Origin of the sequence: Oceanihabitans sediminis (genome assembly GCF_003337215.1) — a bacterium.
Taxonomy (GTDB): Bacteria; Bacteroidota; Bacteroidia; order Flavobacteriales; family Flavobacteriaceae; genus Oceanihabitans; species Oceanihabitans sediminis.
This window is the reverse complement of the sequence record NZ_QPIG01000003.1, coordinates 339,345-365,160: the sequence shown is the minus strand read 5'-3', so window position 1 is coordinate 365,160 and position 25,816 is coordinate 339,345. Positions and strand designations below refer to the sequence as shown.

The following is a 25,816-nucleotide window of genomic DNA, read 5'->3' as shown; positions in this document are numbered from 1 at the left end:
TTCAAAATAAAACCCATAAAATCTTAAGAAATTATGGGTTTGGTATTTAATGTAAAAGTAGAAAAGCTTATTTCTTTTCTGCCGTTAGTTCTGCTATTCTACAAATTACTTCTGTAGCTTTAATCATACTTTCTACAGGAACATACTCATATCTTCCGTGGAAGTTATGTCCTCCAGCAAAAATATTCGGGCAAGGTAATCCCATATAACTTAATTGGGATCCATCTGTTCCACCACGAATAGCTTTGATAAGTGGTTTAATGTTTAATTGTTTCATTGCTTCTTCAGCGATATCTACAATATGCATTACTGGTTCTACTTTTTCTTTCATGTTGTAGTATTGATCTTTAATTTCAATAGTTACTACTTCACGTCCGTATTGAGCATTCAACTCGTCTGTAAGTTTCTGCATCATTTCTTTACGTGCTTCAAAATGACCTTTGTCATGATCACGTATGATGTATTGAAGTACTGTTTCTTCAACTTCTCCTTTTACAGAATATAGATGAAAGAATCCTTCGTAACCTTCAGTATGTTCTGGGGTTTCCATTCTTGGAAGCGAATTGATAAACTCGGTAGCAATATACATGGAGTTTATCATTTTTCCTTTAGCATAACCTGGGTGAACAATTTTCCCTTTTACTTTTACAACAGCTCCTGCTGCATTAAAGTTTTCGTATTCAAGCTCACCAATTTGGCTTCCGTCCATAGTATAAGCCCAATCAGCACCAAATTTTTCTACATCAAAATGGTGTGCTCCACGACCAATTTCTTCGTCTGGTGTAAAACCAACTCTAATTTTTCCGTGTTTGATTTCAGGATGCTTGATTAAATACTCCATAGCAGATACTATTTCCGTAATCCCCGCTTTATCATCGGCACCTAAAAGAGTAGTTCCGTCTGTAGTAATTAAGGTTTGTCCTTTGTACAGAAGTAGATCTTCAAAATAATCAGGAGAAAGTACAATGCCTTCTTTTTCATTTAAAACAATATCCTTTCCATCATAACTTTCGATGATTTGCGGCTTTACATTTGCTCCAGTAAAATCTGGTGAAGTATCAAAGTGAGAAATAAAACCTATAGTTGGTACATCATGATCTATATTACTTGGTAAAGTAGCCATGATATATGCTTTGTCATCAATAGTTACATCTTGCATACCAATAGCTTTTAGCTCTTCTACCAATGCATTAGCTAAATCCCATTGCTTAGCAGTACTAGGGGTAGCTGTGCTTTCTGGATCAGACTCTGTGTCTACAGTTACATAGCTTACAAATCGTTTTATAATGTCTTCTTTAGTAATCATTTTATGAATTTTTTTTGAAGGCATAAAGGTACAATTATTCAATCTTAATATAAATTGTATATCACATTTTTTAGGAGTATTTTTGCGCAAATATTATTAGATGTACAAATTACTCCTTAGACCAATATTTTTTCTTTTCGATCCAGAGAAAATTCACCATTTCACTTTCTCACTCATTCAATTTACTAGTAAAATTCCGGGAATTTCTTCTTTGCTAAAAAGCATGTATGTGGTGGAAGATGCTAGGTTAGAACGAAAACTTTTCGGTTTAACTTTTAAGAATCCTGTAGGTTTAGCTGCTGGTTTTGATAAAAACGCGGTACTATATAATGAGTTAGCAAACTTTGGGTTTGGTTTTATTGAAATAGGAACGGTTACACCTAAAGGGCAGGCAGGAAATCCTAAAAAGAGATTATTCCGACTTAAAGCAGATCAAGGAATTATTAATAGAATGGGATTTAATAATGAAGGACTTGAAGCAGCAATTAAGCAACTAAAAAAGAATAAAGGAAAACTTATCATTGGTGGAAATATCGGAAAAAACACCCAAACGAAACCAGAAGATTATACAGAAGATTATTTAGCATGTTTTAACGCACTGCATCCTTATGTAGATTATTTTGTACTGAATGTAAGTTGTCCGAATGTGGGTAGCCATGCCAAGTTAAATGATAAAGAATATTTATTAGAATTAATCGGCACGGTACAAAAAGCGAATAGAACTTTTACAACACAAAAACCTCTATTATTAAAAATAGCTCCAGATTTAAATAACGGACAATTAGATGAAATTGTGGCGCTTATTGCAGAAACTAATCTAGACGGAGTTATAGCAAGTAATACATCTACCGATAGAACAGGGTTAAAGGCAAGTGAAGCAGAATTAGAGCAAATTGGTAATGGAGGATTAAGTGGACAACCAATTAAAGAAAAATCTACACAGGTAATAAAATATTTAGCAGATAAAAGTAATAAAGCCTTTCCGATCATTGGTGTTGGAGGAATTCACTCTGCCGAAGATGCTTTAGAAAAAATTGAAGCAGGAGCAGATTTAGTTCAAATTTATACAGGCTTTATTTACGAAGGTCCGAAGCTTATAAAAGAAATTAATAAAGCTATTTTAAATTCGTAATCTATGCATTACGAATTATTATTTTCTTTTGTTTTGGCTACTGCAGCCCTAGCTATTTCTCCTGGGCCCGATAATATTTATGTTTTAATACAAAGTATTACAAACGGAAAAAAATATGGTTTGGCTACAGTAGCAGGACTGATTTCTGGTTGTATTATTCACACAACATTTTTAGCATTTGGAGTTTCGGCGGTAATTAAAGAAAATGATACCCTGTTTTTTTATATCAAGTTATTTGGAGCATTTTATTTGCTTTATCTAGCTTATAAAGTTTTTAAAGGCGATTCTAGAATTCTATTATGTAACGAAAATGTGCACAAAAAGAGTTTAAGCCAATTATTTAAACAAGGGTTTATTATGAATGTGCTTAATCCTAAAGTGTCTATTTTCTTTTTGGCTTTTTTTCCAGGATTCCTATTCAGCGATAGTTTAAGTGCCGTTTTTCAGTTTTATGTTCTAGGATTTATATTTATGTTTGTTTCACTCATATTATTTTCTTCTATAGCAATATTAGCAGGAAGTATTTCAGATTATATAAAAAAAAATAAGAATCTAGGAGTAGTTTTAAAATGGTTACAAATTATTGTATTTATAGGTATTGCTATTTTAATTTTGCTTTAAGCTTTTTGAAGCGTATCTATTATCATAATCCTATAAAAACGTTTTTGTATCTACTAATCTTTTTTATCTTTGACTTCAAATGAAAGACCACGTAAAAGTTATTGAATGCCCAAGAGATGCTATGCAAGGAATAAAACAATTTATTCCAACAGAGCAGAAGGTGCAGTATATTCAGTCTCTATTAAGAGTAGGGTTTGATACTATTGATTTTGGTAGTTTTGTTTCTCCAAAAGCAATACCACAGATGGTAGATACAGCTGAGGTTTTGTCAAGGTTAGACTTGAGTAAAACTACTAGTAAATTATTAGCTATTGTAGCAAATTTGCGTGGTGCAGAAGCTGCTTGTCAGCATCCTGAAATAGATTATTTAGGTTATCCTTTTTCAATTTCAGAAAACTTCCAGATGCGTAATACGCATAAAACCATCGCGCAATCGGTTTTACTTTTACAAGATGTTTTAGACTTAGCTCATAAACATAACAAACAAGTTGTTGTGTATATCTCTATGGGGTTTGGAAATCCATATGGTGATCCTTGGGATGTGGATATAGTAGGAGAGTGGACAGAACGTTTAAGTAAAATGGGTGTTAAAATCCTTTCGCTTAGCGATACTGTAGGAAGTTCTAACCCAGAAAATATAGATTATTTATTTTCTAATCTTATTCCTAAATATACAGATATAGAATTCGGAGCGCACTTACACACGACACCAACTTCATGGTTTGAAAAAGTAGATGCAGCATACAATGCAGGCTGCAGACGTTTTGATGGAGCAATTCAAGGTTTTGGCGGATGCCCAATGGCTAAAGATGAATTAACAGGTAATATGCCAACCGAAAAAGTACTTTCTTATTTAACTACAAAAAAGGTTCATGATTTAAATGCTTTATCTTTTGAAAGTGCCTATAATGAAGCTACAAAAATCTTTTCAATATATCATTAAATAGGTTTTTTCCGTACTTATTTATAGTTTCTATTTTTCATTTCAATTTTAACATATTGTAAATGCTTAAATATTAGTGTTTTTTATTTTATTTTAAATTTTATTTAAAATAAATCTAAATAAAATTTGTGTAAGTGATAATCGTTTTTACTTTTGCACCCGCAAACAATTAATTATTTATATCAAGTCTAAATAACAATAAGGTAAAATGAAAAAACTATTACTTCCCATTTTAATGTTATGTTCTATCGTAGCATTTTCGCAAACAGTGGCTCAAGACACTACAGCAACACAAAACAATCAAGATAACGCACTTCAAAACATTCTTAATGGAAATGCGTCTAAAGGAATTACAGTTGGAGGTTATGCACAAGTAGATTATAACCAACCAGAAGGTGCAAACGGAAATTTAGATGTTCACCGTTTAGTGATGCTTTTAGGTTATAAATTTAGTGATAAAGTACAGTTTGTTACAGAAATAGAGTACGAACACGTAAAGGAACTTTACGTTGAGCAAGCTTTCTTAAACTATAGCTTAAACGATAGGTTAAATATTCGTGGAGGTTTAATGTTAGTTCCTATGGGAATTATAAACGAATACCATGAGCCAACAACCTACAATGGTGTGGAGCGTCCTAATATGGATAAAAGTATTGTTCCTACAACTTGGAGAGAAATTGGAGTTGGTGTAACAGGAAAATACAATGAAGCATCTTTACGTTACCAAGCGTATATCTTTAATGGCTTTACTTCATTAAACGGAGACAAAACTTTAGGAGGTAAAAACGGATTACGTAACGGACGTCAAAAAGGAGCAGAGTCTACAGTTAATACACCAAACCTTTCTGCTAAAGTAGATTATTACGGTATTTCAGGTTTACGTTTAGGACTTTCTGGATACTTCGGAAGAACGCAAGCAGAAGATGATGTGCAAGACATTGACGGTGCAGATGTAGGTATTTCTATGTTTGGATTAGATGCTCGTTATATCAACCAACGTTTTTCAGCTAGAGGACAATATATTCATGCTTTAATTAGTGATGCAGATGAGTATAATGATTTATATGATGCAGATTTAGGTAGCGAATTAAGAGGTTGGTATGCAGAAGCAGCTTATAACCTTTTACCATTATCTAAAGAGCAGAAACTAGATGCATTTGTTCGTTATGAAGAATATGATACACATGCAGGAACAAAAGATGCTAATATTACTAGAAACTTAGGTTATAATAGACAAGAAATAACTGCTGGTTTAAGTTACCATATTGCTAACGGAGCAGTTGTTAAAGCAGATTACCAAATATTAGATAATAAAGCAGTTGGTAATGATGCTAAAGGTCAGTTAAATATAGGTTTTGGAGTTTGGTTTTAATACAAGACAAACGTCTTAGTTAACTACCTTCGGAAAGAACCGAATGTTTTAGTCAAACTAATAGCTAAAGAAAAAGCAATGTTTTTTACTTTAGCTATTAGTTATTTTAGTGATTATGGCATGATAAATGCGAATAAATACAATATTTTTGCACTATGAATTTTAAACAAATATTTTTATTACTAGTCTCTTTAAGTATGCTTTCTTTCGGATTGCCAAAAAACATACAAAAGAAAGTAGATAAAGAAATAAAAGAAGTTTTTGATCTAGAAACCTTTGAGTTTAAAGCGAAAGTTATCTCTAAAGATGTAGCAAGTACACTCCCTGCTAGTTTTGGAGAAGACAATTTATTCTCTATAAAAAGTAAAGGAAAACTTTTAGGCTATGCTTATGTTGCTAAAGCTCCGAGTAAAACAGATGAATTTGATTATTTGGTTTTATTAGATAAAGATTTAATTGTTTTAAAAACAAAAGTCCTTATTTATCGTGAAGACTATGGTGGTGAAATAGGAAGCAAACGATGGTTAAAACAATTTGTAGGAAAAACTCAGAATGACGAGCTTCGTTATAACGATAATATCATGGCAATTTCTGGAGCTACAATTTCTGTTCGCTCTATGACTAATGCTATGAATAACTTATTAGCTTCATTAAAAATACTTCATAAAAAACAGCTACTGTAAATGCAATTAAACGGTTTGATATTTTCGTTTCCAAAGGAGTTAAAGCTTTTCATCGCTGCATTTGTTGTAGTATTAAGCATTGGTTTTTTTACCGGACTTTTATTTGTTAATGAAACAACTTCAGCAAACCCAAATGGCATCGAAGAACAATATCTAGGGAATGAGCTAGATGAAGAAGCAACTGTAATGAAGTTTAAGAAAAGTGAAAAGGAAATGCTTACCCTAGTGCATAACCATATCCTTTCTATGTCTATTATTTTCTTTTTGGTAGGTTTATTATTAAGCACTACAAAATTATCAAGAAAATTAAAGACCTTTTTAATGGTAGAGCCTTTTATCTCGGTGGTTCTTACTTTTGGTGGTATCTTTATGTTATGGAAAGGTTTTCTGTGGATGAAGTATATTGTCGCATTTTCAGGAGCACTAATGACGCTTACTTTTACCGTTTCAATTCTTATTATTTTATATCAATTATTCGTAGGCGATAAGTCGCTTCAAAAATAATTCTCGTACTTTAGGCTTCATATTAACGCAATAATGAAGCAATTTTTCTTCGGAATATTATGTTTGTTGTCTATTTCTTCCTTTTCAAAGGAATGGAAAAGTCTTCAACATTATCAAAAAGAAACAAACCAAATTACCTTAGCAGAAAGGGATTGGTTAAGTTCCGATAGAAAACAAAACACCAAGGTTTGGCAGCAAGCCAATATCTATAATCTTCAAAATAACCTTCCAGAAGAATATACTTCCATAAAACAAAGAAGAGATTTTTATAAATGGTATTATTCTTCCTTGGAGAAAAAAGGCCATGAAGTAGTTTGGCCCAAAATGGCTCATTTTATAGCAAATAAGTTGAAGCTAATAAAATCCTTTCCGTTTAATTTTTTTACAGACAAGAAAGTAAAAGCCTATGCGAAACAAGGAAATAAAACAGTTTTTGATGCTGCTTTTACAAAAATGAAAGAGCTGTATTTTTCTACTGAAATATTACAAGGAAAAGAAGCTTTACAATGGGATGACAATATCATTCATTTAGAACAAGAAAAGTGGCTGTATCCTATTTATGAAACTATAAACGAGAGAAGTAAGATCACTATTGAAAGAATGGCAAAAGGAAAAGGCTTTTATAGTTTGATGGTTCCAAGAGAAATTAGATTTAAAGGAGATATTTCTAATGCTAGAACCCGCTATGAGTACGCTTTAAATATTCTGCGAAGCTATTGTGAAAATAATTATTAGATTACTTATTAAATATATTATTTCTTTTAAAGATATAAAATAAAAAAAATGTAAATTTGCCTGCAATTATACCTTAATTGCATCATGACAGCACACGAAAACAAAATTGTAGGAGAAGGATTAACATACGATGACGTACTATTAGTTCCAGCATTTTCCGAAGTCTTACCACGCGAAGTCAACATTCAAACAAAGTTTACACGTAACATCACCCTTAACATTCCAATTATTTCTGCAGCGATGGATACTGTTACAGAAAGTGCTATGGCAATTGCTATTGCTAGAGAAGGAGGAATAGGTGTTTTACATAAAAACATGACTATTGCACAACAAGCCAACGAAGTACGTAAAGTAAAACGAGCAGAAAGTGGTATGATAACAGATCCTGTAACATTAACTACAGATGCAACCGTACTAGATGCTAAGCAAAATATGGCAGAGCATAGTATTGGAGGAATTCCAATAGTAGATGCAAACGGAACTTTAAAAGGAATTGTTACAAACAGAGATTTACGTTTTGAAAAAGTAAACTCTAGACCAATTGTTGAAGTAATGACTAGCGAAAACCTAGTAACTGCTCCAGTTGGAACTTCCTTACAAGACGCAGAAGGCATTTTAAACCAACATAAAATTGAAAAACTACTTATTGTTGGCGAAAACTATAAACTAGCAGGTTTAATTACCTTTAGAGATATTACAAAACTTACCCAGAAACCAATTTCAAATAAAGATTCTTTCGGAAGATTACGAGTTGCTGCGGCAATAGGTGTTACTGCAGATGCTGTAGATCGTGCGGAAGCTTTAGTGAATTCTGGTGTAGATGCAGTTATTATTGATACTGCTCACGGACACACAAAAGGTGTGGTAACCGTTTTAAAAGAAGTTAAAAAGAAATTCCCACAATTAGATGTAATTGTTGGAAATATAGCAACAGCTGCAGCGGCTAAATATTTAGTAGAAGCTGGAGCAGATGCGGTAAAAGTAGGAATCGGTCCTGGATCCATTTGTACAACTCGTGTTGTAGCAGGAGTAGGATTTCCGCAATTTTCTGCAGTATTAGAAGTAGCAGCAGCAATTAAAGGTTCTGGAGTTCCTGTTATTGCAGACGGAGGAATTCGTTATACAGGAGATATTCCTAAAGCTATTGCAGCAGGAGCAGATACCGTAATGTTAGGTTCGCTTCTTGCAGGTACTAAAGAATCACCAGGAGAAACAATTATATACGAAGGAAGAAAATACAAGTCTTATAGAGGAATGGGTTCTGTGGAAGCTATGAAACAAGGATCTAAAGACAGATACTTCCAAGATGTAGAAGATGATATTAAAAAATTAGTTCCAGAAGGAATTGTTGGACGTGTAGCTTATAAAGGAGAATTGGTTGAAAGTATTCACCAGTTTGTAGGAGGTTTACGTGCAGGAATGGGGTACTGCGGAGCAAAAGATGTGGAAACGCTTAAAGAAACAGGTCAGTTTGTAAAAATAACTGCTTCCGGAATCAATGAGAGTCACCCACATGATGTCACCATTACAAAAGAATCACCAAATTATTCTAGATGATATAAATTCCCGCAATAGCGGGAATTTTTATTGCTATATAAGAAGTTTAAACCTTTTTATTTGATGCTACTTCATACGGGGTCTTTTATACTTTTAGTTTAGATGTATGAATATGTGTTTGTTTTAATTGTCTAGTAGTTAGTTTGTTAAGTAGTTTATTTTAGTTAAAATCATAGTTTATTATTTAAAAAAGTAGTAAATTAAATACTATTAATAATAACGTGATGAGACTAAAGAAAAATCCTAAAATTGATGTTGGCAGAAACAGCACTATTTATTTTCTTATAGGATTAAATATCATGCTATTGTTTGCTTGGAAAGCTATTGAATATAAAACCTACGACAAAGGGCTTGTAGAAGAAGAAATTGTTGATATTGAACAGGAATTAGAAGAAGATATTCCTATAATAAATATAAATACACCCCCGCCACCTCCACCGCCACCACCTGTTGTTCTTGCAGCTCCAGAAGAAATTATCGTTGTAGATGATAAAGTAGATGTGGTTGAAACGCTTATTGAAAGTTCCGAAACTAGTCAGGAGGAATACGTAGAAGAAAGGGTTGTAGATGTTGTAAAAGCAGAAGATGTTGAAGTTGTCGAGGAGATAGAAGAAGAAACAGAAGTACCCTTTGCGATTGTAGAAAGTGTTCCTGTCTTTCCAGGATGTACTGGCACTAAAGAACAACTTAAAAAGTGTTTTAACGACAAAGTCCTAGAGCATATAAAAAAGACGTTTAAATACCCTTCCAATGCGCAAGACTTAGGAATTCAAGGTAGGGTGTATGTGATGTTTATTGTAGATGCTAATGGGAATGTGGTGAATATTAAAACCAGAGGTCCAGATAAGTCTCTAGAAAAAGAAGCAAACAGAATTATAAGCGAATTACCTAAAATGACTCCCGGAAGACAGCGAGATAGAGCAGTGAGTGTACCATACTCTATTCCAATTATGTTTAAATTACAAGATTAATAAGTTGCTGAAGGGGATGTGATTAATCTTCTTCAATTCTGTTGTCATCAAAAGCACTTGGTAGAAGTTTTGGAATAAATTTTATCACCAATGGTAGTAATAAAGCACCTCCAGGTAGCATGAAAATAGCAAGACTTGGTATCGATTTAAAAATATCTAATAACTGTGCTTGTACTTTTTTTTGTTCTTCCTCTGTTAAATCTCTAACAGTAGACTGAGAAATAAGAAGCATCAATTCTTTACTTTCAGATAATTCTTTATATAATCGTTTACTGTTTCTAGAAATTAGCTTGCTTACCATACTACTAGAGTTATCGTAAAAAGTTTTTACAATATTTTTCGAGCCTAGTAATAAAATTTGGTCTTTATAGTTGTGGAAAAACTTGGTGATTGCTTGAACCGATTCATTTATTTTTTCCTCATTTAGGTGTAAGTCTGTACCCAACTTATTTAAGAAAACCTGTTCTTTTTTATCAATTTCGGCATCTGTCCAGGTAGCCATGCAAGCCATGTCTAAAATATATTGGGCTTCTAGTTCGCTATTAATAAACGAAATTGCCTCTTGATACGTGCTATCATATTTCTTTTGGTAGCGAAGTGATTGTTCAAACAACTTAATTAAACTATGGTCATAATCTGTTTTGGTTTGTTTCGAATTTAAAACAGATAAAACAATGGTTTCTAAAGAGGATTCTATATTCTTGATATAGTCTTTAGTGATTGTTTTGTTCTTTAAATAGTGTTTATAAGCAAGAACATCAATGTATAAAAGTGCATTGGTAATAAAATAATTGAAGCTCTTAGATAGTAGATTGTCGTCAATTAAAACACGTTTATGAATAATCTTCTCTAGTAAACCTGGAGATTTTTTTTCTCCAAGTAGTTCCCGGAAAAAAGAAGTTTTATATTCTTCAATTTTAGTGTAAAAGTCTATCACAGAATCTACAAAGTCTTCCGATGAATGAAGCTTTTGATGCGAAAAATATAAAGAAAGAAATAAATTTATTTTACAAATCTCTTCACTGGTATAGTCAATATTCTCAATTAAATTTTGAACAATAGCTACATTGTTTCCATAAATAAATCCACTTTCACGTAAGGCAATAAAAAAGTCACTAATAGAAGTTTCCTGAATAGTTTCATTACCTTCTAAGGTGTTAAGTAACTTATTTATCCAACCGTTTGCAGATGGGTTCATGGTTTATTAATTAGAATGCTGTAAATATAATTGTTTCTGATAAAGAAAACTATATGTAAAAGATTATACCTGTTAAAAAATAGATGTTGTTATAAAAACTAAAATCATAAGCTAAAGGTTAGTAGTATTTTACTGAATCTATTAGAAAATTTCTGCTATTTTTGTCTTATGCAAAAAACGCTTCAAAATTATATACCAGAGCAGGCTGTGCCTTATGTTTTAGACTTACTAAAGCATGATGATTTGGTGGTAAAAGTGAAGAAAGAACGCAAAACACGTCATGGAGATTATAGAAAACTCCCTAATAACAGACACCAAATTACCATAAATGCTAACTTAAATAGTTATAGGTTTTTAATTACCCTAATTCATGAGATTGCACATTTTGAAGCTTTTGAAAAATATGGCAGGTTTATAAAACCCCACGGAAAAGAATGGAAATATACTTTTCAACGGTTAATGCTTCCGCTTATAAACCCGAAGGTTTTCCCTGAGCAATTATTACCTTTAATAGCAAATCACTTTAGAAACCCAAAAGCAAGTAGTGATACAGATGTTAATCTTTCGTTAGCGTTAAAAGAATTAGACGGACCTAATGATAAAACCTTTATTTTTGAAGTTCCTTATGGCAGTACGTTTAAGTTGTATAACGGAAGGATTTTTAAGAAAGGAGAGAAAAGAGTAAAACGTTTTGAAGCTGTTGAGGTTAAAACAGGAAAGTTGTATCTTTTCAATCCGAATGCTGAGGTGGAAATTGTTACTCCTAAGCAGGCAGAAATCTCCTAATAAGGAAATAAATATTTATAGTAAGTAAATTAATGAGTAAAGTGGAAATCTCATCGAGAATCATCCATTTTAATAAAATAAATTCTTGTCTTCGCAAGAATGATAGAGTATGAATAAAAACAATTACGCCATTTTAATGGCAGGTGGAGTAGGATCTAGATTTTGGCCTGTAAGTACGCAGGAATTCCCAAAGCAGTTCCACGATATGTTAGGAACAGGAGAAACGCTTATACAAAAGACTTTTAACCGACTAGCAAAAATAATTCCGCAAGAAAATATATTCATTTTAACCAATGAACGCTATAATGATTTAGTGCTTCAGCAGTTGCCTCAAGTAACAAGTAGACAGCTTGTTTTAGAGCCAGCTATGCGTAACACAGCACCATGTATTTTATATGCTTCGTTAAAAATTCAGAAGGAAAATAAAGATGCAGTAATGATTGTTGCACCAAGTGATCATTGGATTGAAGACGAAAATGCATTTATTGAAAACGTACATCAAGCATTTGAGTTTTGTGCAGAAAACGATGCCTTAATGACACTAGGGATTCAGCCAACTTTCCCAAATACAGGCTTTGGTTATATTGAGTTTGATAAAGATGCCAGCGTAGCGGTAAAAGAAGTAAATCAGTTTAGGGAAAAACCAGATTATAATACGGCAAAAGAATTTATAGCAAGAGGAAATTTCCTTTGGAATGCTGGAATTTTTATGTGGAGTGCAGAAAGTGTTGTGAAGGCATTTAAAAATAAACAGCCAGAATTATACGATTTATTTGCGCAAGGTTTTTCGGTGTATAATTCAGAGCTTGAGGAAGATTTCATTTTAGAAAACTATCCGAAAGCAGAAAATATTTCGGTGGATTATGCCATTATGGAAAAATCTGAAAATGTTTTTGTATTACCTGCAACCTTCGATTGGAATGATTTAGGAACCTGGGGAAGTTTATATGATAAACTGCCAAAGGACGAAAATCAAAACGCTGTAGTTAATGCAAGAACAATTACCGAAGATGCTTCTGGAAACATGATACGCACCAATAAAGATAAAATTGTGGTGGTAGATGGTATTCAAGATTATATTATTGTAGATAAAGACGAAGTTTTGCTTATATTTCCGAAGACAAAAGAACAGGATATTAAAAAGGTTCTTCAGGAAGTAAAAGATAATTTTGGAGAAAACTATGGTTAATTATGAGTGAAGAAAGTAAATTCAATTTTTCTGAAGAAGAAGAAAACGATGCGAAAGAGCAGGCTGTAAAACAGTCTAAAGACGCTGTAAAAGAAGGGGCCAAAGGGCTGTTTCATAGTATCAAGCAATTTATTAGTGAACTCTTAGACTTTAGAGATGACACAGATAGAGACGCAACGATAGACGCTATTAAAGGTGATATTCCTTTCAAAGGTGCAACAGCATGGATTTTAATTTGTTCTGTATTTGTTGCTTCTGTTGGGTTAAACGCCAATTCTACAGCAGTTGTAATTGGAGCCATGTTAATTTCTCCCTTAATGGGGCCTATTCTTGGTATCGGGCTTTCGGTAGCTATTAATGATATTGATACTTTAAAAAAATCGTTAATCAACTTTGGAGTAATGATTTTACTAAGTGTTTTAACGGCATTTTTATTTTTTAAATTTTTTCCGCTACAAGAACAATCATCAGAGTTATTAGCAAGAACAAAACCAGATATTCGTGATGTACTTATTGCCTTTTTTGGTGGTTTAGCTCTTATTATTGCTAGAACGAAAAAAGGAACTATTGCCTCTGTTATTTTTGGTGTTGCTATTGCTACAGCCTTAATGCCTCCTTTATGTACGGTTGGATATGGTTTAGCCTATGCCTTAAATGATGATTTGGCAGTCGGTTTGCAATTTGCTACAGGAGCATTATATTTATTTACAATCAATACTATTTTTATTGCCTTAGCAACATTCTTAGTGCTTAAGGTTTTACGTTTTCCAATGCTTAAATATGCTAATTCAGCAAAGCGTAAACGGATATCACAAGTAGCTTCTTTTGTAGCTGTTTTAGCAATGGTTCCTGCAGTTATTACTTTCTTGAGTGTATTGCGTGAAAGTAATTTTAATAATGATGCAAAAAGGTTTATTTCTCATGAATTAGAAGCTTTACCAAATGCAAAGTATATTAAAAAACACGCTACGATAGTTTATAACCCAAAAGATAAATCTACTATTGAGTTAACAACTTTCGGTGCAGATGAAATTCCAGATGCAACAGTAGCTGTTTTACAAAAAAGACTAAATAGTTATACTTCTTTGAAAGATGCAGAGCTACATGTTAATCAGTTTAAGAATAAGGTGATTAATAACCTGGAGTATATGGAAGAATTGCGTCAGCGTGACTCTTTGGATTTAATGACGCAACAGGAGAAGATTAATTTCTTAGAAGATAGACTTAGAAAGTTAGCTAAGATAGAACGCGATCATATTCCTTTTGAAGAATTAACTCAAGAAGTGAAAATCAATTATGAAAATGTGGAACAATTATCTTATGCGAAAGAAATTCGTTCAGACTTTTCTACAATAGATACAATAGCAGTATTTACTGTAAAATGGAATGAGTCTCAGACAACTCCGAAACTAAGGGATAAAGAAAGTAAGAAATTAGAAAGCTGGCTGAAGCTAAAGTTTAAATTAGATACTTTGGTAGTGAAACAGAAGTCTTAGTTTTAAAATAGAAAGAAATAGATTAAAATGTATTTAAAGGAATTCGATTACTGATTTTCCTCTAGATACATTTTTCTTACTTTTTTAAACAATTCCGAAGAGTAAACAAAATCTGTAACAGCTTCGTTATCTGTTTTAAAAATAGTGTTTTTAGAACCTTCCCAAGCTTTTAGACCGTCTTTTAAAAACACAATTTTCTCACCAATTTCCATTACAGAGTTCATATCATGGGAGTTGATGATGGTAGTAATATTATATTCTTCTGTAATTTCCTGAATTAAATTATCAATAACAATCGCTGTTTTTGGATCTAAACCAGAGTTAGGTTCATCGCAAAATAAATACTTTGGATTGTTTACAATAGCCCTAGCAATAGCAACACGTTTTTGCATTCCTCCAGAAGCTTCGCTAGGCATTTTTTTATGTGCATCAGGAAGGTTAACTCGCTTTAGTACAAAGTTAACGCGGTCTTGCATTTCACTTTTACTTTGTTTGGTGAACATACGAAGTGGGAACATGACATTTTCGGCAATGGTCATAGAATCAAAAAGGGCAGAGCCTTGAAAAACCATTCCCATTTCACTTCTCAAATTACGTTTTTGTTCGTCACTTAATTCCGAATATATGTTTCCATCATAAGTAATAGTTCCGGAATCCTTTTCAAAAAGTCCAAGTAAACATTTTAAAAATACGGTTTTTCCAGAACCAGATTGTCCAATAATTAAACTGGTTTTACCATTCTCAAAAGTTGTACTAATACCTTTTAAAATATGAGCGTCTCCAAAGGACTTTTGTAAATCTTTAACTTCTATCATTAGCTTAGTAACATTTGTGTTAATACATAATTTAAAAGTATAATTACCACACTAGTCCATACAAAGGAAGTGGTACTAGCCTTACCAACCTCAAGAGCTCCACCTTTCATGTAAAACCCATAAAAAGAAGGAATGGTTGCAAGAACAAAGGCGAAAACAAAAGTTTTAATAAAAGCGTAAGTAATATGAAAAGGTATAAAGTCTGTTTGAACACCAATAATATAAGCTTCTAGCGAACTATATCCTCCTAGAACACAGGCAGCCATTCCACCAACAATTCCTAAAAACATTGCGATAGAAATCACAAAAGGGTAGAGCATAAGAGCAATAAACTTAGGGAAAACCAAGTAGTTAATAGCGTTTATTCCCATTACTTCTAGAGCGTCTATTTGTTCGGTAACACGCATGGTACCAATACTAGAGGTTATAAAGGATCCAACTTTACCAGCCATAATAATAGAGATAAAGGTTGGAGCAAATTCTAGTATAATAGATTGTCTTGTAGCAAAACCAACTAGATACTCAGGAATAAATGGGCTGGTAATATTTAACGCTGTTTGAATGGTTACAACACCTCCTACGAAAAAAGAGATAAATGCAACGATGCCCAGAGATCCTATGATAAGATCGTCAATGTCTTTAAATATTAAAGTTTTCATCACAGACCATTTTGTTGGCTTGCGAAACATATCTTTAATCATTAAAAAATAAGCTCCTATATTATGAAGGTATGTCATAAATAAATTTGTTACTGCTAAAGTATAAAACTACAACGTATTTAACGATAATTTAAATGAAAAAGGGAAATTATAAAGTAATAAAAGATGTATTTTTGATTTTAAAATTAAATCATCATTATTATGAAACCTTTATTTTATGTTTTTGTCTTTTCATTGTTTTTTTCTTGTAAAGCACAAACAAATCTTACTTCTCAAACAGTAACTCAAACAGATGTAGAACTAAATACAAGACCAAAATTAGTAGTTGGTATTGTAGTTGATCAAATGCGATATGATTACCTAACTAGATTTTATAACAAATTTGGTGAAGGCGGATTCAAAAAATTAATCAACCAAGGCTTCAATTGTAAAAACAATCATTACAACTATGTTCCAACGTATACAGGTCCAGGACATGCTTCTGTTTATACAGGTACCACGCCAAAATATCACGGAATTATAGCTAATAACTGGTATGATAAAGAAATAAAAGAATCGGTTTACTGTGCCGGTGATGATACAGTTAATCCTATTGGTACAGAAGATGCTGCAGGACAGATGTCGCCAAAAAGAATGATGACCACTTCTTTTGCAGATGAAAACAGGTTATTTACACAAATGCGCGGAAAAACCATAGGGGTTTCTATGAAAGATAGAGGAGCGGTTTTACCTGCAGGTCATACAGCAAATGCAGCATATTGGTTTCATGGAATGGATGAAGGAAACTGGATTACAAGTTCTTTTTATATGAATGAATTACCAAAATGGGTAAACGATTTTAATGCTTCAGGAGCTGCAGATTCTTATTTGAAAACTTGGAACACTTTGTATGATATTGACACATATACAGAAAGTGGTTCCGATTTAAATAATTTTGAAGGAGGTTTCAAAGGAAAAGAAACAGCTACATTTCCTTATGACTTAAAAGCATTAAGTAAAGACAATAAAGGATATGACATTTTAAAAGCAACTGCTTACGGAAATGCATTAACTACCGATTTTGCAATTGCTGCTATCGATGGAGAGCAATTAGGGCAAGATGAAATTACAGATGTTTTAGCACTTAGTTATTCTAGTACAGATTATGTAGGTCATAACTTTGGTGTTAATTCTAAAGAAATTCAAGATACTTATTTGCGTTTAGATAAGGATATTGAACGATTAATAAACACATTAGATGAAAAGGTAGGAAAAGGGGAATACACCTTGTTTCTAACTTCAGATCACGGTGCGGTTGATGTTCCTTCTTATTTACAATCTGTAAATATTCCTGCTGGTTATATCAACTCAAGAGATTTAAGAAAGAATATTAGTGAATTTGCAGCAAAGAAATTTGGTGCAAGTGACTTAATTGAAAACGGAAGTAACAATCAAATCTTTTTAAATAGAGAGCGAATAGCTTTACTAGGATTAGACTTAGAAGCAGTTCAAAAAGCTTTGGTAGATGAGTTGATTACTTATAAAAATATTGATAAAGTATACACTGCAACTACGATGCAAAACACAGGTTTTTCAACCGGAATAGAAGAATTACTACAAAACGGATATAACCAAAAGCGTTCTGGTGATATAGTTATTGTTTATGAACCAGCTGTAATTTCTTATAGTAGAACAGGTTCTACACACGGATCTGGATTAAATTATGATACTCACGTGCCTCTTTTATTTTACGGAAAAGGAATTAAACAAGGAAGCACATTAAAGAAAACAAGAATCACAGATATAGCTCCAACTATGTCTGCACTTTTAGGAACTAGCTTTCCTAATGGCGCAACTGGAGTTCCGTTAGAATTTGTAATAGAAGAAGAATAGTATTTAGAGAATAGATTATTTAAAAAGAAAGCTCTTCCGTTTGGAAGAGCTTTTGATTTTATTCTTTAAGGATTGTTGTTTAAAATTATATATTTTTAAGAGTATTTTCTGTTTTAACGAAAACAAAAACAACCGCCCCAATGATTAAACAGGCATTGATTATTAATTGAGCAAGTCCTTCAATTGTAAATAAGTAATATATTGTTGATGCCAGTTGTAAAGCTGCACCAATCCCTAATAAAAGTTTAGCAGAATACTTTTGTGCAAAATCCCAAGTGTTTTGGTTTTTCATAGAACGAACTGTTCTATAGCCATATATACTATTGATCTTTTTAGGAGGAAAAAAATGCATGATGATTCCTGCTAAAATAAACGCACCACCAGCAAGTAAAAGTACATCCATAGCGTTTTACTTTCTATATAAAAAATAGTTTTTCACTAATTCTATATAGGTTTCTTTAGCTTCGTCTGAAGTAATATTCTGAATTTGAAATAAAGCATTTGTTTTAAATGCGTTTATTATCTGTTTTTTACTACTTGGTCTGCTATAATTATTTGTCGCTTTTTTGTAGTATGCATAAAGACGCAGCAAGAAGTCTGCTGGAAACGGTTCTTTATGCTCATTTATTCTAGAAACGGCATCTTTAAAGGCTATATCTAATTCTTCAGAAGTCATTATTTTTCAGCAATTACAGTTTCGCCACCACGAACTTTTTGGTTTAAAGAAACTTTAATATTTGTATCTAAAGGTAAGTATAAATCTACTCTTGAACCAAACTTAATAAAACCAGAGTCGGTTCCTTGTGTTACAGCATCACCAACTTTAGCGTAGTTTACTATACGTTTTGCTAAAGCTCCAGCAATTTGTCTGTAAAGCACTTTTCCGTAGCTTTCACTTTCAACCACAACGGTTGTACGTTCGTTTTCTTCACTAGCTTTTGGATGCCAAGCAACTAAATATTTTCCTGGGTGGTATTTGCTAAATAATACTTTTCCGTTAATAGGGTGACGTGTTACATGTACATTTAAAGGAGACATGAACACACTAACTTGTAATCTTTTTTCGTTGAAGTATTCTTTTTCAAAAACTTCTTCAATTACAACTACTTTTCCGTCTACAGGAGAAATCACTTGACTGTCATTAACTACTGTGTTTCTTTTAGGGTTTCTAAAAAACTGAAGTATCAAATATAAAAACGCAGCTAAAACAATAAATAGCGCTATTTGAAGCCATTCTATGGTAACAAATTTGTCTATTAATATATAAGCTAAAATAACAACGATGAATGTAATAGCTATAATCTTATAACCTTCTTTATGAAACATAATCTATAAAATTCTTAAAAATAAATAAATAAAAGGTGCTGCAAAGATAATACTATCAAATCTATCTAAGAGTCCTCCGTGACCAGGCATAATTACACCGCTGTCTTTTACGTTTGCTTGACGTTTAAACTTCGATTCTACTAAATCTCCAATGGTTCCAAAAACACTTACAATAATACTCAAAATTAACCAATTAGTAAAGGATAAAGTGTCTGTATAATGTGCGATAATTGAACTTGCTATGCAGGCAAAGAATAAACCTCCTAGAAATCCTTCAACCGTTTTTTTAGGTGAAATACTAGGGAATAGTTTCTGTTTACCAAAGTTAGAGCCAACTAAATATGCAAAAGTATCATTCACCCAAACAAGAATAAAGCTCCCTAATAAAATAATTGCATTAAACTTTTCGGAATCGGAATAATAATTACCAATAAGAACTAAAAATACGAATGCACTAGAAAGGTAAAATGTAGTTAGAATGTATCTTTTTGAACTAAACAGAGGGATGGTTTTTTCAGAAAATAAATCTTTAATTAAGATAAGAAGCACAAAAATACTTATCACTTGTAGAATTAATGTAGCTTCATCAAGGCCTTGACTTCTGTTTAAAACTAAATGCCCATATCCAAAGAATAAATAAATAATGGTGAATATTACATAAGGTACAAAGTTTTTTAGCTGAATTAACTTCTTGAATTCTGCTAAGCATATTATACCAACCACATAAAAAAATAGAATAAGAGCGTGCTCATTAAGTAAAGAGAATACCAAAAGTAATACATATAGTAATCCTGAAAAAGCGCGTATAGCTATGTCTTTCATTAAATCGTCTTATAGTTAGTCTTTAATAGAAGTTAAAATATAACAATATTTTTACAGATCTTCTAAAAGCAACAAATATAAGTTTTTTGAACTACTTCCGTAGGATAAGAAGTCATTTTCATCGGAAGCTTTAAAATTCTTTATGGTAGTGATGTTAGAAGGTATTTTGTTTTTATTCTTTTTCTTAATTCCTTTTAAACCTTCTCCAATATTAGAAATAAGTTGGCTTGTAGTAGCGAAAACAATAAAGTTACTAGGATATTCTTTTAGTTTTATTTCCGCAATTTGATTTGAACTTATTAAAATAGAACCATCGTCTGCAACAAGATTTTCACAAGTGGTAAGCATGTATTCTGCTTCAGAAAAACTTCTTGTAGGATTTAATTCTAAACTTGAAAACCTATCTTTCAAATTATTATCTAGAATAAGTGCTTGTGCATCTTGCCATTTGTTTTCAATAATGATATCATGCATGCAATTGAAAACTTCATTTAGGTTTTCGCAGTATAAGAACTTTCCACCGTTATTTTTAAAGTTAATAGTAAATCTTTCATCTACAGGGAGTTTCTCCTCTGGCATGTATTTACTGCGAGTTTCAGGCTGTAATTCTTTTTTAGAATGATCAGATTTGGAACCAAAAATTTTTCTAAATAGACTCATTTAAGATTTTTGCATTACACATTTTTTGCATAGCGTATTAATCAAAGATAAAAAATCTTAAACTAACCGCTAGGTTAATTTAAGATTTTAAACAAATGTTAACAATAATAAAGGTAGTTTACTCTTCTTCTGAAAAGGTTTCCTTAATTACTGTAGGTTGTGCTTCAACTTCAAAAGCACGTTTACCAAATATTTTTTCTAAATTATCTTTGAAAATTACTTCTTTTTCAAGTAAAACTTCGGCAAGCTCTGTAAGCTTATCTTTGTTTTCTTCTAGAAGTTTGATGGCTCTTTGGTATTGTGTTTCAATAATATTAGAGATTTCCTTATCTATTAACTCTGCAGTTTTCTCACTATAAGGTTTTGTGAAACCGTATTCGCCTTGTCCTGAAGAATCATAATATGTTAAGTTTCCAACTTTATCGCTTAAACCGTAAACGGTTACCATAGCTCTAGCTTGTTTTGTAACTTTTTCTAAATCACTTAAAGCTCCAGTTGAAATTTGATTGAAAATTACTTTTTCTGCTGCACGACCACCAAGTGCTGCACACATTTCGTCTAGCATTTGCTCTGGTCTTACAATTAAGCGCTCTTCTGGCAAGTACCATGCTGCACCTAGAGATCTTCCTCTTGGTACTATAGTAACTTTAACTAAAGGAGCTGCATGTTCTAACATCCAACTTACGGTTGCGTGACCAGCTTCGTGGAAAGCAACAGCTCTTTTTTCAGAAGGTGTTATGATTTTGTTTTTCTTTTCTAGTCCGCCTACAATTCTGTCTACAGCATCTAAGAAATCTTGTTTGTCTACCGCTTTTTTACCTTGTCTTGCAGCAATTAAAGCAGCTTCGTTACATACGTTTGCTATATCTGCTCCAGAGAAACCAGGGGTTTGTTTGGATAAGAAATCTAAATCTAATCCTTCTGCTTTCTTTAGAGGTCTTAAGTGTACTTCGAAAATTTCTTTGCGCTCACGAATATCCGGAAGATCTACAAAAATCTGTCTGTCAAAACGTCCAGCACGCATTAAAGCTTTATCTAAAATATCTGCTCTGTTTGTTGCAGCTAGTACGATTACATTGGTGTTTGTACCAAAACCATCCATTTCTGTTAATAGTTGGTTTAAGGTGTTTTCACGCTCGTCATTACTTCCAGACATTGCATTTTTACCTCTTGCACGACCAATGGCATCAATCTCATCAATAAATATAATAGCAGGAGATTTTTCTTTTGCTTGTTTGAATAAGTCTCTTACACGAGAAGCACCAACACCAACAAACATCTCAACGAAATCGGAACCAGATAAAGAAAAGAAAGGTACTTTAGCTTCACCAGCAACAGCTTTTGCTAATAAAGTCTTACCTGTTCCTGGAGGCCCTACTAATAATGCTCCCTTGGGTATTTTACCACCAAGGGAAGTATATTTTTCAGGGTTTTTTAAGAAGTCTACAATTTCTTGAACTTCTTCTTTAGCACCTTCTAAACCTGCAACATCTTTAAAAGAAGTTTTAACTTCTGTGTTTTGGTCAAAAAGTTTTGCTTTAGATTTTCCTATATTGAAGATTTGTCCACCAGCGCCACCGCCAGCACCACCAGACATACGTCTCATGATAAAAATCCAAACTCCAATTAATAATATAAATGGTACTAAGCCAATAAGTAGGTCTCCCCAAGCATTTGTTTCTGTCTTATTACTTAGGATGTCGTATTTACCAATTGCTTTTAAATCATTTTCAAAGTTCTGTAAATCACCAATTTCAAATGTGTAATTAGGTAATGGTGTAGTACTTGGTAAAATGCTAGAAGGCTTAGATTTTTTGTGTTGTTCGGTTTCTTGAGCTTCACTAGTTAAATAAACATTCGCTTCATGTCTATTTATAATAACTACTTTTGCTACTTCATCGTTTTCAGCATAAGTGAAAAATTCTGAAGGTGTAATAGTTTTGGTGTCTTGTAAACCACCGCCACCTAAAAAATTCATCGCAATAAAAATTGCAATGATTGCTCCGTAAACCCAATAATAATTGAATTTAGGCTTTTTGTTTTTTGTATTTTTATCGTTTGCCATTAAATTATTCTAATAGTTTGTTTCAATTACTGTAGATTTTGCGTCTCCCCAAAGACTTTCAATATCATAATATTCTCTGATATGCTTTTGGAACACATGAACCACTACGTTTACATAGTCCATTAAAACCCATTCAGAGTTTTCTAGTCCTTCAATATGCCAAGGTTTATCTTTTAATTCTTTACTAACTTTTTTCTGAATAGAATTAGCAATTGCATTTACTTGCGTGTTGGAAGTTCCTTCACAAACTATAAAATAGTCACAAACTGTATTGTCAATTTCTCGTAAATCAAGAATATTTATATCTTTTCCTTTTACATCTTCAATTCCAGCTAAAATAGTTGTGATTAGTTGGTCTGAATTCGTTTGTTTATTTGTCATTAATATGAATTAAATTTGTGCAAAGTTATTATTTTTTTAGTTCTTTATACTGTTAAAAATCCTTAAGATTTCAAAGCACTAATATAATGCGTATAATCAAACTTAATGCCATCAACTCTACAAATACTTTTTTAAAAGAATTAAGTAGTGAAGAGGCTGTTGCAGACTACACTGTTGTGCAAACCGACTATCAAACAAATGGTAGAGGACAGATGGGAACTACGTGGACAGCTAATTCGGGTGAAAACCTTATGTTTAGTGTCTTGAAAGATATTTCTTTCCTTTCTTTTCATCAGCATTTTTATATTAGTATAGCTGTTTCTCTATCTTTAATAAAAACTTTAAAGCAATATCAAATACCTAATTTATATATAAAGTGGCCAAACGACATTTTGTCAGACAATAAAAAGGTTTGTGGTGTTTTAATTGAAAATAGTATCAAACAGAACAAGTTTAAAGATTCAATTATTGGTATTGGACTGAATGTAAACCAAACAGATTTTAAAAATCTGCCTCAAGCTTCTTCTTTAAAACTTGTTTCGGGAAAAGTATTTGATTTAGAAGAACTGCTTTTAAGTTTTATAGAAAACCTAAAACACTATTTTTCTGTTTTAGAGGAAGGAAAACCTGAAGATTTAAAAAAAACCTACGAAACCTATATGTTTAGAAAAAAGAAACCTTCTACGTTTAAAGACGCAGAAGGTAATATGTTTACTGGAATTATTCAGTCTGTTTCAGAAACTGGAAATCTTCAAGTACTTTTAGAGGATGCCATTATAAAAGAATACGGATTTAAAGAAATTTCTTTATTGTATTAATCTATTTTATATCTTCAGAAAAAAAAACAAATTAAGCTACAGCTTCAGGCATTTTTGAAGCTAAAGTTTCAATAAATTTATTGATAGGATTCTTAATCATCATAGCCATCATTGCATTAAACTCTCCTTCGAAAGTTAGTTGTACTTCACTTGAAGTTTCAGTTAATTCTACAATATTGGCAGTTAACGAAAAGTCAATTTTTCCTCCAGCAGCACCTAAAACAATTTTATTAGGAGCTTCTAATTCTTTCTTTTTTAGTACAATTTCAGGCATTCCTTTTAAAGCAAAAAGGAATTTGTCATTATCTAAAACTTCGAATTTACTAATGTTATCAGGCATTAAGCTTTCAAAGTTTTTCACATCACTTAAAAAATCAAAAGTTTCTTGTGGTGATTTATTAATGGTTACTTTAGGTGATTCTAATTTCATAATATTCTAGAATTATTTTTTATTAAGTGTTTAGAAGTATTTTTCTAAACATTGTGTATTGTGTATCAATTAGCGTTCCATTCACTAGGATTGGCATTCCATTCTGATAAAGTTTTTAACTCCTCTTCTGTAATGTACCTTGTGTCTAATGCTTGTTCTAAAAGATTTTGATAGTTACTTAATGTGTTTAAAGTAATATTTTCTTCTTTGAAGTTTTGATCGGCAATAGGAAATCCATAAGTGAATATGGCAACCATTCCCTTTACGTTTACTTTTGCTTTTTTAAGCGCTTTTACAGCGTTTAAGCTACTTTTACCAGTACTAATTAAATCTTCAACAACTACTACGTTTTGTCCTGATTCAATAAAACCTTCAATTTGGTTTTGTCTTCCGTGTGCTTTTGCTTCTGGTCTTACATAAACAAAAGGTAAACCAAGATATTCGGCAACCAACATTCCAATTCCTATAGCTCCTGTAGCAACCCCAGCAATTACATCTGGTCTACCATATTCAGCTTCAATGAATTTGGCCATTGTTTCACGAATATAATTACGAATAGGAGGATAAGACAGAACAATTCTGTTATCACAATAAATAGGTGATCTCCATCCTGAAGCCCAAGTAAATGGCTCTTTCGGGCTAAGTTTTATAGCGTTTATTTGCAATAAAACTTCAGCTGTTTTTTTAGCGGTGTCTTTATTCAAAATCATAAGCGCAAAATTACATATAAATTTAAATTTAATGCTATTTGTTTTGAGCAAAAAAATGATATTTTTACAATTCTTAATCAAAACAAATTTAATGTATAGCGTTTTTGTAAACGACAAACCAATTATACTTACCACGATTGTAGAAAAGGAGTCTGGTTTTAAAAACTACCTGTTAGAGACCGTGCAAATTGGTAAAGTAATTAAAGAGCTTAATACTACTTCTCTTAAAGCGGTAAGGCTAATACACAAAAATCCGAACAAGCTTTTAAAGAAGTTTCTAAAACTCTTACCAAATGTGGTAGCAGGAGGAGGAAAGGTGTATAACGATGCAGGCGAAATTCTTTTTATTTATAGAAATGATAAGTGGGATCTTCCGAAAGGAAAAGCAGAAAGCTATGAGACTATTGAAGAAACTGCGCTTCGAGAGGTGGCTGAGGAAACTGGCGTTGCTGGTTTAAAAATTGTTAAACCTATTGAAACTACCTATCACATTTTTAAGCGAAATGGAAAGCATAAAATCAAAATCACTTATTGGTTTGAAATGAAAACAAGCTTTACCGGAAAACTATACCCGCAAGAAAACGAAGGAATTACTAAAGTTTCGTGGCTTAACCAAGAGGAAAGTAAAAAGGCTTTGGAAAATAGCTACGCTAATATTCGATTACTTTTATAGGGTTTTGGAAAGATCAAATACTACTAAAATAAAAATGGAACTAACTATATACTTATTATAGTCAGTTCCATTTCTTGTATTTGTTGATTTCC

General features: G+C 32.3%; 28 protein-coding genes. 15 read left to right on the top strand and 13 right to left on the bottom strand.

Features of this window, described 5'->3' with window-relative positions; translation table 11 throughout:
- Nucleotides 1–67: 67 nt before the first annotated feature.
- Entirely contained in the window at nucleotides 68–1,306 is a 1,239-nt protein-coding gene (gene pepT, locus DU428_RS10005; RefSeq protein ID WP_113966498.1) for a peptidase T, read from the bottom strand.
- Between the two features lie 100 nt (nucleotides 1,307–1,406).
- Here pepT and DU428_RS10000 point away from each other — a divergent pair, with 100 nt between their 5' ends.
- The 9 genes from DU428_RS10000 (at nucleotide 1,407) to DU428_RS09960 (ending at nucleotide 9,824) form a co-directional block, all read left to right on the top strand.
- Complete coding sequence (locus tag DU428_RS10000; protein ID WP_113966477.1) at nucleotides 1,407–2,438, top strand: quinone-dependent dihydroorotate dehydrogenase; 1,032 nt, start codon at nucleotides 1,407–1,409, stop codon at nucleotides 2,436–2,438.
- Nucleotides 2,439–2,441: 3 nt separating this feature from the next.
- Nucleotides 2,442–3,059, top strand: coding sequence for a LysE family translocator (locus DU428_RS09995; RefSeq protein ID WP_113966476.1), 618 nt, complete (start codon nucleotides 2,442–2,444; stop codon nucleotides 3,057–3,059).
- A 79-nt stretch (nucleotides 3,060–3,138) separates the two neighbouring features.
- A complete protein-coding gene (locus DU428_RS09990; RefSeq protein ID WP_072351350.1) occupies nucleotides 3,139–4,002 on the top strand; it encodes a hydroxymethylglutaryl-CoA lyase in 864 nt (287 codons plus the stop codon).
- A 208-nt stretch (nucleotides 4,003–4,210) separates the two neighbouring features.
- Nucleotides 4,211–5,374 carry a porin family protein gene (locus DU428_RS09985; RefSeq protein ID WP_072351349.1) on the top strand — a complete coding sequence of 388 codons (1,164 nt, stop codon included), beginning with the start codon at nucleotides 4,211–4,213 and terminating at the stop codon, nucleotides 5,372–5,374.
- A gap of 155 nt (nucleotides 5,375–5,529) precedes the next feature.
- Nucleotides 5,530–6,057 (top strand): FMN-binding protein, encoded by a 528-nt coding sequence (locus DU428_RS09980; protein ID WP_072351348.1) that lies wholly within the window; start codon nucleotides 5,530–5,532, stop codon nucleotides 6,055–6,057.
- On the top strand, nucleotides 6,058–6,561 hold the full coding sequence (locus DU428_RS09975) for a hypothetical protein (RefSeq protein ID WP_072351347.1): 504 nt from the start codon (nucleotides 6,058–6,060) through the stop codon (nucleotides 6,559–6,561).
- Nucleotides 6,562–6,594: 33 nt separating this feature from the next.
- The gene (locus tag DU428_RS09970; protein ID WP_072351346.1) at nucleotides 6,595–7,296 is read left to right on the top strand and encodes an Insecticidal toxin complex protein; all 702 of its coding nucleotides are present in this window, start codon (nucleotides 6,595–6,597) and stop codon (nucleotides 7,294–7,296) included.
- An 84-nt stretch (nucleotides 7,297–7,380) separates the two neighbouring features.
- A complete protein-coding gene (guaB, locus tag DU428_RS09965) occupies nucleotides 7,381–8,853 on the top strand; it encodes an IMP dehydrogenase (protein ID WP_072351345.1) in 1,473 nt (490 codons plus the stop codon).
- Between the two features lie 224 nt (nucleotides 8,854–9,077).
- Nucleotides 9,078–9,824 carry an energy transducer TonB gene (locus DU428_RS09960; protein WP_072351344.1) on the top strand — a complete coding sequence of 249 codons (747 nt, stop codon included), beginning with the start codon at nucleotides 9,078–9,080 and terminating at the stop codon, nucleotides 9,822–9,824.
- A gap of 22 nt (nucleotides 9,825–9,846) precedes the next feature.
- Here the strand turns inward: DU428_RS09960 and DU428_RS09955 are convergent, their stop codons facing one another.
- Entirely contained in the window at nucleotides 9,847–11,022 is a 1,176-nt protein-coding gene (locus DU428_RS09955; protein ID WP_113966475.1) for an LETM1-related biofilm-associated protein, read from the bottom strand.
- Nucleotides 11,023–11,190: 168 nt separating this feature from the next.
- On the opposite strand from DU428_RS09955, the gene DU428_RS09950 reads away from it, so the two are divergent.
- The 3 genes from DU428_RS09950 to DU428_RS09940 all read left to right on the top strand — a co-directional run bounded on the left by DU428_RS09950 (nucleotide 11,191) and on the right by DU428_RS09940 (nucleotide 14,493).
- Nucleotides 11,191–11,808, top strand: a complete 618-nt coding sequence (locus tag DU428_RS09950; protein ID WP_113966474.1) for a SprT-like domain-containing protein — start codon at nucleotides 11,191–11,193, stop codon at nucleotides 11,806–11,808.
- A 109-nt stretch (nucleotides 11,809–11,917) separates the two neighbouring features.
- Entirely contained in the window at nucleotides 11,918–12,997 is a 1,080-nt protein-coding gene (locus tag DU428_RS09945; RefSeq protein ID WP_113966473.1) for a mannose-1-phosphate guanylyltransferase, read from the top strand.
- A 2-nt stretch (nucleotides 12,998–12,999) separates the two neighbouring features.
- Nucleotides 13,000–14,493: a DUF389 domain-containing protein gene (locus DU428_RS09940; RefSeq protein ID WP_113966472.1), complete on the top strand. Its 1,494-nt coding sequence runs from the start codon at nucleotides 13,000–13,002 to the stop codon at nucleotides 14,491–14,493.
- 47 nt (nucleotides 14,494–14,540) lie between these two features.
- Here the strand turns inward: DU428_RS09940 and DU428_RS09935 are convergent, their stop codons facing one another.
- Complete coding sequence (locus DU428_RS09935; RefSeq protein ID WP_072351339.1) at nucleotides 14,541–15,308, bottom strand: ABC transporter ATP-binding protein; 768 nt, start codon at nucleotides 15,306–15,308, stop codon at nucleotides 14,541–14,543.
- Nucleotides 15,308–16,045, bottom strand: a complete 738-nt coding sequence (locus tag DU428_RS09930) for an MlaE family ABC transporter permease (protein WP_072351338.1) — start codon at nucleotides 16,043–16,045, stop codon at nucleotides 15,308–15,310. Before DU428_RS09930 ends, DU428_RS09935 begins: the two co-directional genes overlap by 1 nt.
- Nucleotides 16,046–16,168: 123 nt before the next feature.
- On the opposite strand from DU428_RS09930, the gene pafA reads away from it, so the two are divergent.
- A complete protein-coding gene (gene pafA / locus DU428_RS09925; protein ID WP_072351337.1) occupies nucleotides 16,169–17,839 on the top strand; it encodes an alkaline phosphatase PafA in 1,671 nt (556 codons plus the stop codon).
- Nucleotides 17,840–17,924: 85 nt separating this feature from the next.
- On the opposite strand, the gene DU428_RS09920 is transcribed toward pafA, so the two are convergent.
- The 7 genes from DU428_RS09920 to rsfS all read right to left on the bottom strand — a co-directional run bounded on the left by DU428_RS09920 (nucleotide 17,925) and on the right by rsfS (nucleotide 23,093).
- Nucleotides 17,925–18,242 carry an SdpI family protein gene (locus DU428_RS09920; protein WP_072351336.1) on the bottom strand — a complete coding sequence of 106 codons (318 nt, stop codon included), beginning with the start codon at nucleotides 18,240–18,242 and terminating at the stop codon, nucleotides 17,925–17,927.
- Between the two features lie 6 nt (nucleotides 18,243–18,248).
- Nucleotides 18,249–18,515: an acyl-CoA-binding protein gene (locus tag DU428_RS09915; protein WP_072351335.1), complete on the bottom strand. Its 267-nt coding sequence runs from the start codon at nucleotides 18,513–18,515 to the stop codon at nucleotides 18,249–18,251.
- Nucleotides 18,515–19,165 carry a phosphatidylserine decarboxylase family protein gene (locus DU428_RS09910; RefSeq protein ID WP_113966471.1) on the bottom strand — a complete coding sequence of 217 codons (651 nt, stop codon included), beginning with the start codon at nucleotides 19,163–19,165 and terminating at the stop codon, nucleotides 18,515–18,517. The genes DU428_RS09915 and DU428_RS09910 overlap by 1 nt, the downstream gene beginning before the upstream one ends.
- A 3-nt stretch (nucleotides 19,166–19,168) precedes the next feature.
- Entirely contained in the window at nucleotides 19,169–19,987 is an 819-nt protein-coding gene (locus tag DU428_RS09905) for a phosphatidate cytidylyltransferase (protein ID WP_072351333.1), read from the bottom strand.
- A gap of 51 nt (nucleotides 19,988–20,038) precedes the next feature.
- Complete coding sequence (locus DU428_RS09900) at nucleotides 20,039–20,647, bottom strand: LUD domain-containing protein (RefSeq protein ID WP_072351332.1); 609 nt, start codon at nucleotides 20,645–20,647, stop codon at nucleotides 20,039–20,041.
- Nucleotides 20,648–20,765: 118 nt separating this feature from the next.
- The gene (gene ftsH / locus DU428_RS09895; RefSeq protein ID WP_072351331.1) at nucleotides 20,766–22,712 is read right to left on the bottom strand and encodes an ATP-dependent zinc metalloprotease FtsH; all 1,947 of its coding nucleotides are present in this window, start codon (nucleotides 22,710–22,712) and stop codon (nucleotides 20,766–20,768) included.
- 9 nt (nucleotides 22,713–22,721) lie between these two features.
- Nucleotides 22,722–23,093: a ribosome silencing factor gene (gene rsfS, locus DU428_RS09890; RefSeq protein WP_072351330.1), complete on the bottom strand. Its 372-nt coding sequence runs from the start codon at nucleotides 23,091–23,093 to the stop codon at nucleotides 22,722–22,724.
- 86 nt (nucleotides 23,094–23,179) lie between these two features.
- Between rsfS and DU428_RS09885 the strand changes: the two genes are divergently transcribed.
- Entirely contained in the window at nucleotides 23,180–23,911 is a 732-nt protein-coding gene (locus DU428_RS09885; protein WP_072351329.1) for a biotin--[acetyl-CoA-carboxylase] ligase, read from the top strand.
- 31 nt (nucleotides 23,912–23,942) lie between these two features.
- Here the strand turns inward: DU428_RS09885 and DU428_RS09880 are convergent, their stop codons facing one another.
- Nucleotides 23,943–24,341: an SRPBCC domain-containing protein gene (locus tag DU428_RS09880; RefSeq protein WP_072351328.1), complete on the bottom strand. Its 399-nt coding sequence runs from the start codon at nucleotides 24,339–24,341 to the stop codon at nucleotides 23,943–23,945.
- A 65-nt stretch (nucleotides 24,342–24,406) separates the two neighbouring features.
- On the bottom strand, nucleotides 24,407–25,051 hold the full coding sequence (pyrE, locus tag DU428_RS09875) for an orotate phosphoribosyltransferase (protein WP_113966470.1): 645 nt from the start codon (nucleotides 25,049–25,051) through the stop codon (nucleotides 24,407–24,409).
- A gap of 91 nt (nucleotides 25,052–25,142) precedes the next feature.
- Here pyrE and DU428_RS09870 point away from each other — a divergent pair, with 91 nt between their 5' ends.
- The gene (locus DU428_RS09870) at nucleotides 25,143–25,724 is read left to right on the top strand and encodes an NUDIX hydrolase (RefSeq protein WP_072351377.1); all 582 of its coding nucleotides are present in this window, start codon (nucleotides 25,143–25,145) and stop codon (nucleotides 25,722–25,724) included.
- Nucleotides 25,725–25,816 lie beyond the last annotated feature (92 nt).

Bases quoted from the DNA above. Each gene is read 5' to 3' on its own strand.
- DU428_RS09990 (WP_072351350.1), top strand. From the start codon at position 3,139: ATGAAAGACCACGTAAAAGTTATTGAATGCCCAAGAGATGCTATGCAA.
- pafA (WP_072351337.1), top strand. From the start codon at position 16,169: ATGAAACCTTTATTTTATGTTTTTGTCTTTTCATTGTTTTTTTCTTGT.
- DU428_RS10000 (WP_113966477.1), top strand. From the start codon at position 1,407: ATGTACAAATTACTCCTTAGACCAATATTTTTTCTTTTCGATCCAGAG.
- DU428_RS09920 (WP_072351336.1), bottom strand. From the start codon at position 18,242: ATGGATGTACTTTTACTTGCTGGTGGTGCGTTTATTTTAGCAGGAATC.
- DU428_RS09950 (WP_113966474.1), top strand. From the start codon at position 11,191: ATGCAAAAAACGCTTCAAAATTATATACCAGAGCAGGCTGTGCCTTAT.
- pepT (WP_113966498.1), bottom strand. From the start codon at position 1,306: ATGATTACTAAAGAAGACATTATAAAACGATTTGTAAGCTATGTAACT.
- ftsH (WP_072351331.1), bottom strand. From the start codon at position 22,712: ATGGCAAACGATAAAAATACAAAAAACAAAAAGCCTAAATTCAATTAT.
- DU428_RS09945 (WP_113966473.1), top strand. From the start codon at position 11,918: ATGAATAAAAACAATTACGCCATTTTAATGGCAGGTGGAGTAGGATCT.
- DU428_RS09935 (WP_072351339.1), bottom strand. From the start codon at position 15,308: ATGATAGAAGTTAAAGATTTACAAAAGTCCTTTGGAGACGCTCATATT.
- DU428_RS09940 (WP_113966472.1), top strand. From the start codon at position 13,000: ATGAGTGAAGAAAGTAAATTCAATTTTTCTGAAGAAGAAGAAAACGAT.
- DU428_RS09995 (WP_113966476.1), top strand. From the start codon at position 2,442: ATGCATTACGAATTATTATTTTCTTTTGTTTTGGCTACTGCAGCCCTA.
- DU428_RS09975 (WP_072351347.1), top strand. From the start codon at position 6,058: ATGCAATTAAACGGTTTGATATTTTCGTTTCCAAAGGAGTTAAAGCTT.
- DU428_RS09930 (WP_072351338.1), bottom strand. From the start codon at position 16,045: ATGACATACCTTCATAATATAGGAGCTTATTTTTTAATGATTAAAGAT.
- DU428_RS09955 (WP_113966475.1), bottom strand. From the start codon at position 11,022: ATGAACCCATCTGCAAACGGTTGGATAAATAAGTTACTTAACACCTTA.
- DU428_RS09970 (WP_072351346.1), top strand. From the start codon at position 6,595: ATGAAGCAATTTTTCTTCGGAATATTATGTTTGTTGTCTATTTCTTCC.
- guaB (WP_072351345.1), top strand. From the start codon at position 7,381: ATGACAGCACACGAAAACAAAATTGTAGGAGAAGGATTAACATACGAT.
- pyrE (WP_113966470.1), bottom strand. From the start codon at position 25,051: ATGATTTTGAATAAAGACACCGCTAAAAAAACAGCTGAAGTTTTATTG.
- DU428_RS09960 (WP_072351344.1), top strand. From the start codon at position 9,078: ATGAGACTAAAGAAAAATCCTAAAATTGATGTTGGCAGAAACAGCACT.
- DU428_RS09905 (WP_072351333.1), bottom strand. From the start codon at position 19,987: ATGAAAGACATAGCTATACGCGCTTTTTCAGGATTACTATATGTATTA.
- DU428_RS09980 (WP_072351348.1), top strand. From the start codon at position 5,530: ATGAATTTTAAACAAATATTTTTATTACTAGTCTCTTTAAGTATGCTT.
- DU428_RS09985 (WP_072351349.1), top strand. From the start codon at position 4,211: ATGAAAAAACTATTACTTCCCATTTTAATGTTATGTTCTATCGTAGCA.
- DU428_RS09880 (WP_072351328.1), bottom strand. From the start codon at position 24,341: ATGAAATTAGAATCACCTAAAGTAACCATTAATAAATCACCACAAGAA.
- DU428_RS09885 (WP_072351329.1), top strand. From the start codon at position 23,180: ATGCGTATAATCAAACTTAATGCCATCAACTCTACAAATACTTTTTTA.
- DU428_RS09910 (WP_113966471.1), bottom strand. From the start codon at position 19,165: ATGTTTCATAAAGAAGGTTATAAGATTATAGCTATTACATTCATCGTT.
- DU428_RS09870 (WP_072351377.1), top strand. From the start codon at position 25,143: ATGTATAGCGTTTTTGTAAACGACAAACCAATTATACTTACCACGATT.
- DU428_RS09915 (WP_072351335.1), bottom strand. From the start codon at position 18,515: ATGACTTCTGAAGAATTAGATATAGCCTTTAAAGATGCCGTTTCTAGA.
- DU428_RS09900 (WP_072351332.1), bottom strand. From the start codon at position 20,647: ATGAGTCTATTTAGAAAAATTTTTGGTTCCAAATCTGATCATTCTAAA.
- rsfS (WP_072351330.1), bottom strand. From the start codon at position 23,093: ATGACAAATAAACAAACGAATTCAGACCAACTAATCACAACTATTTTA.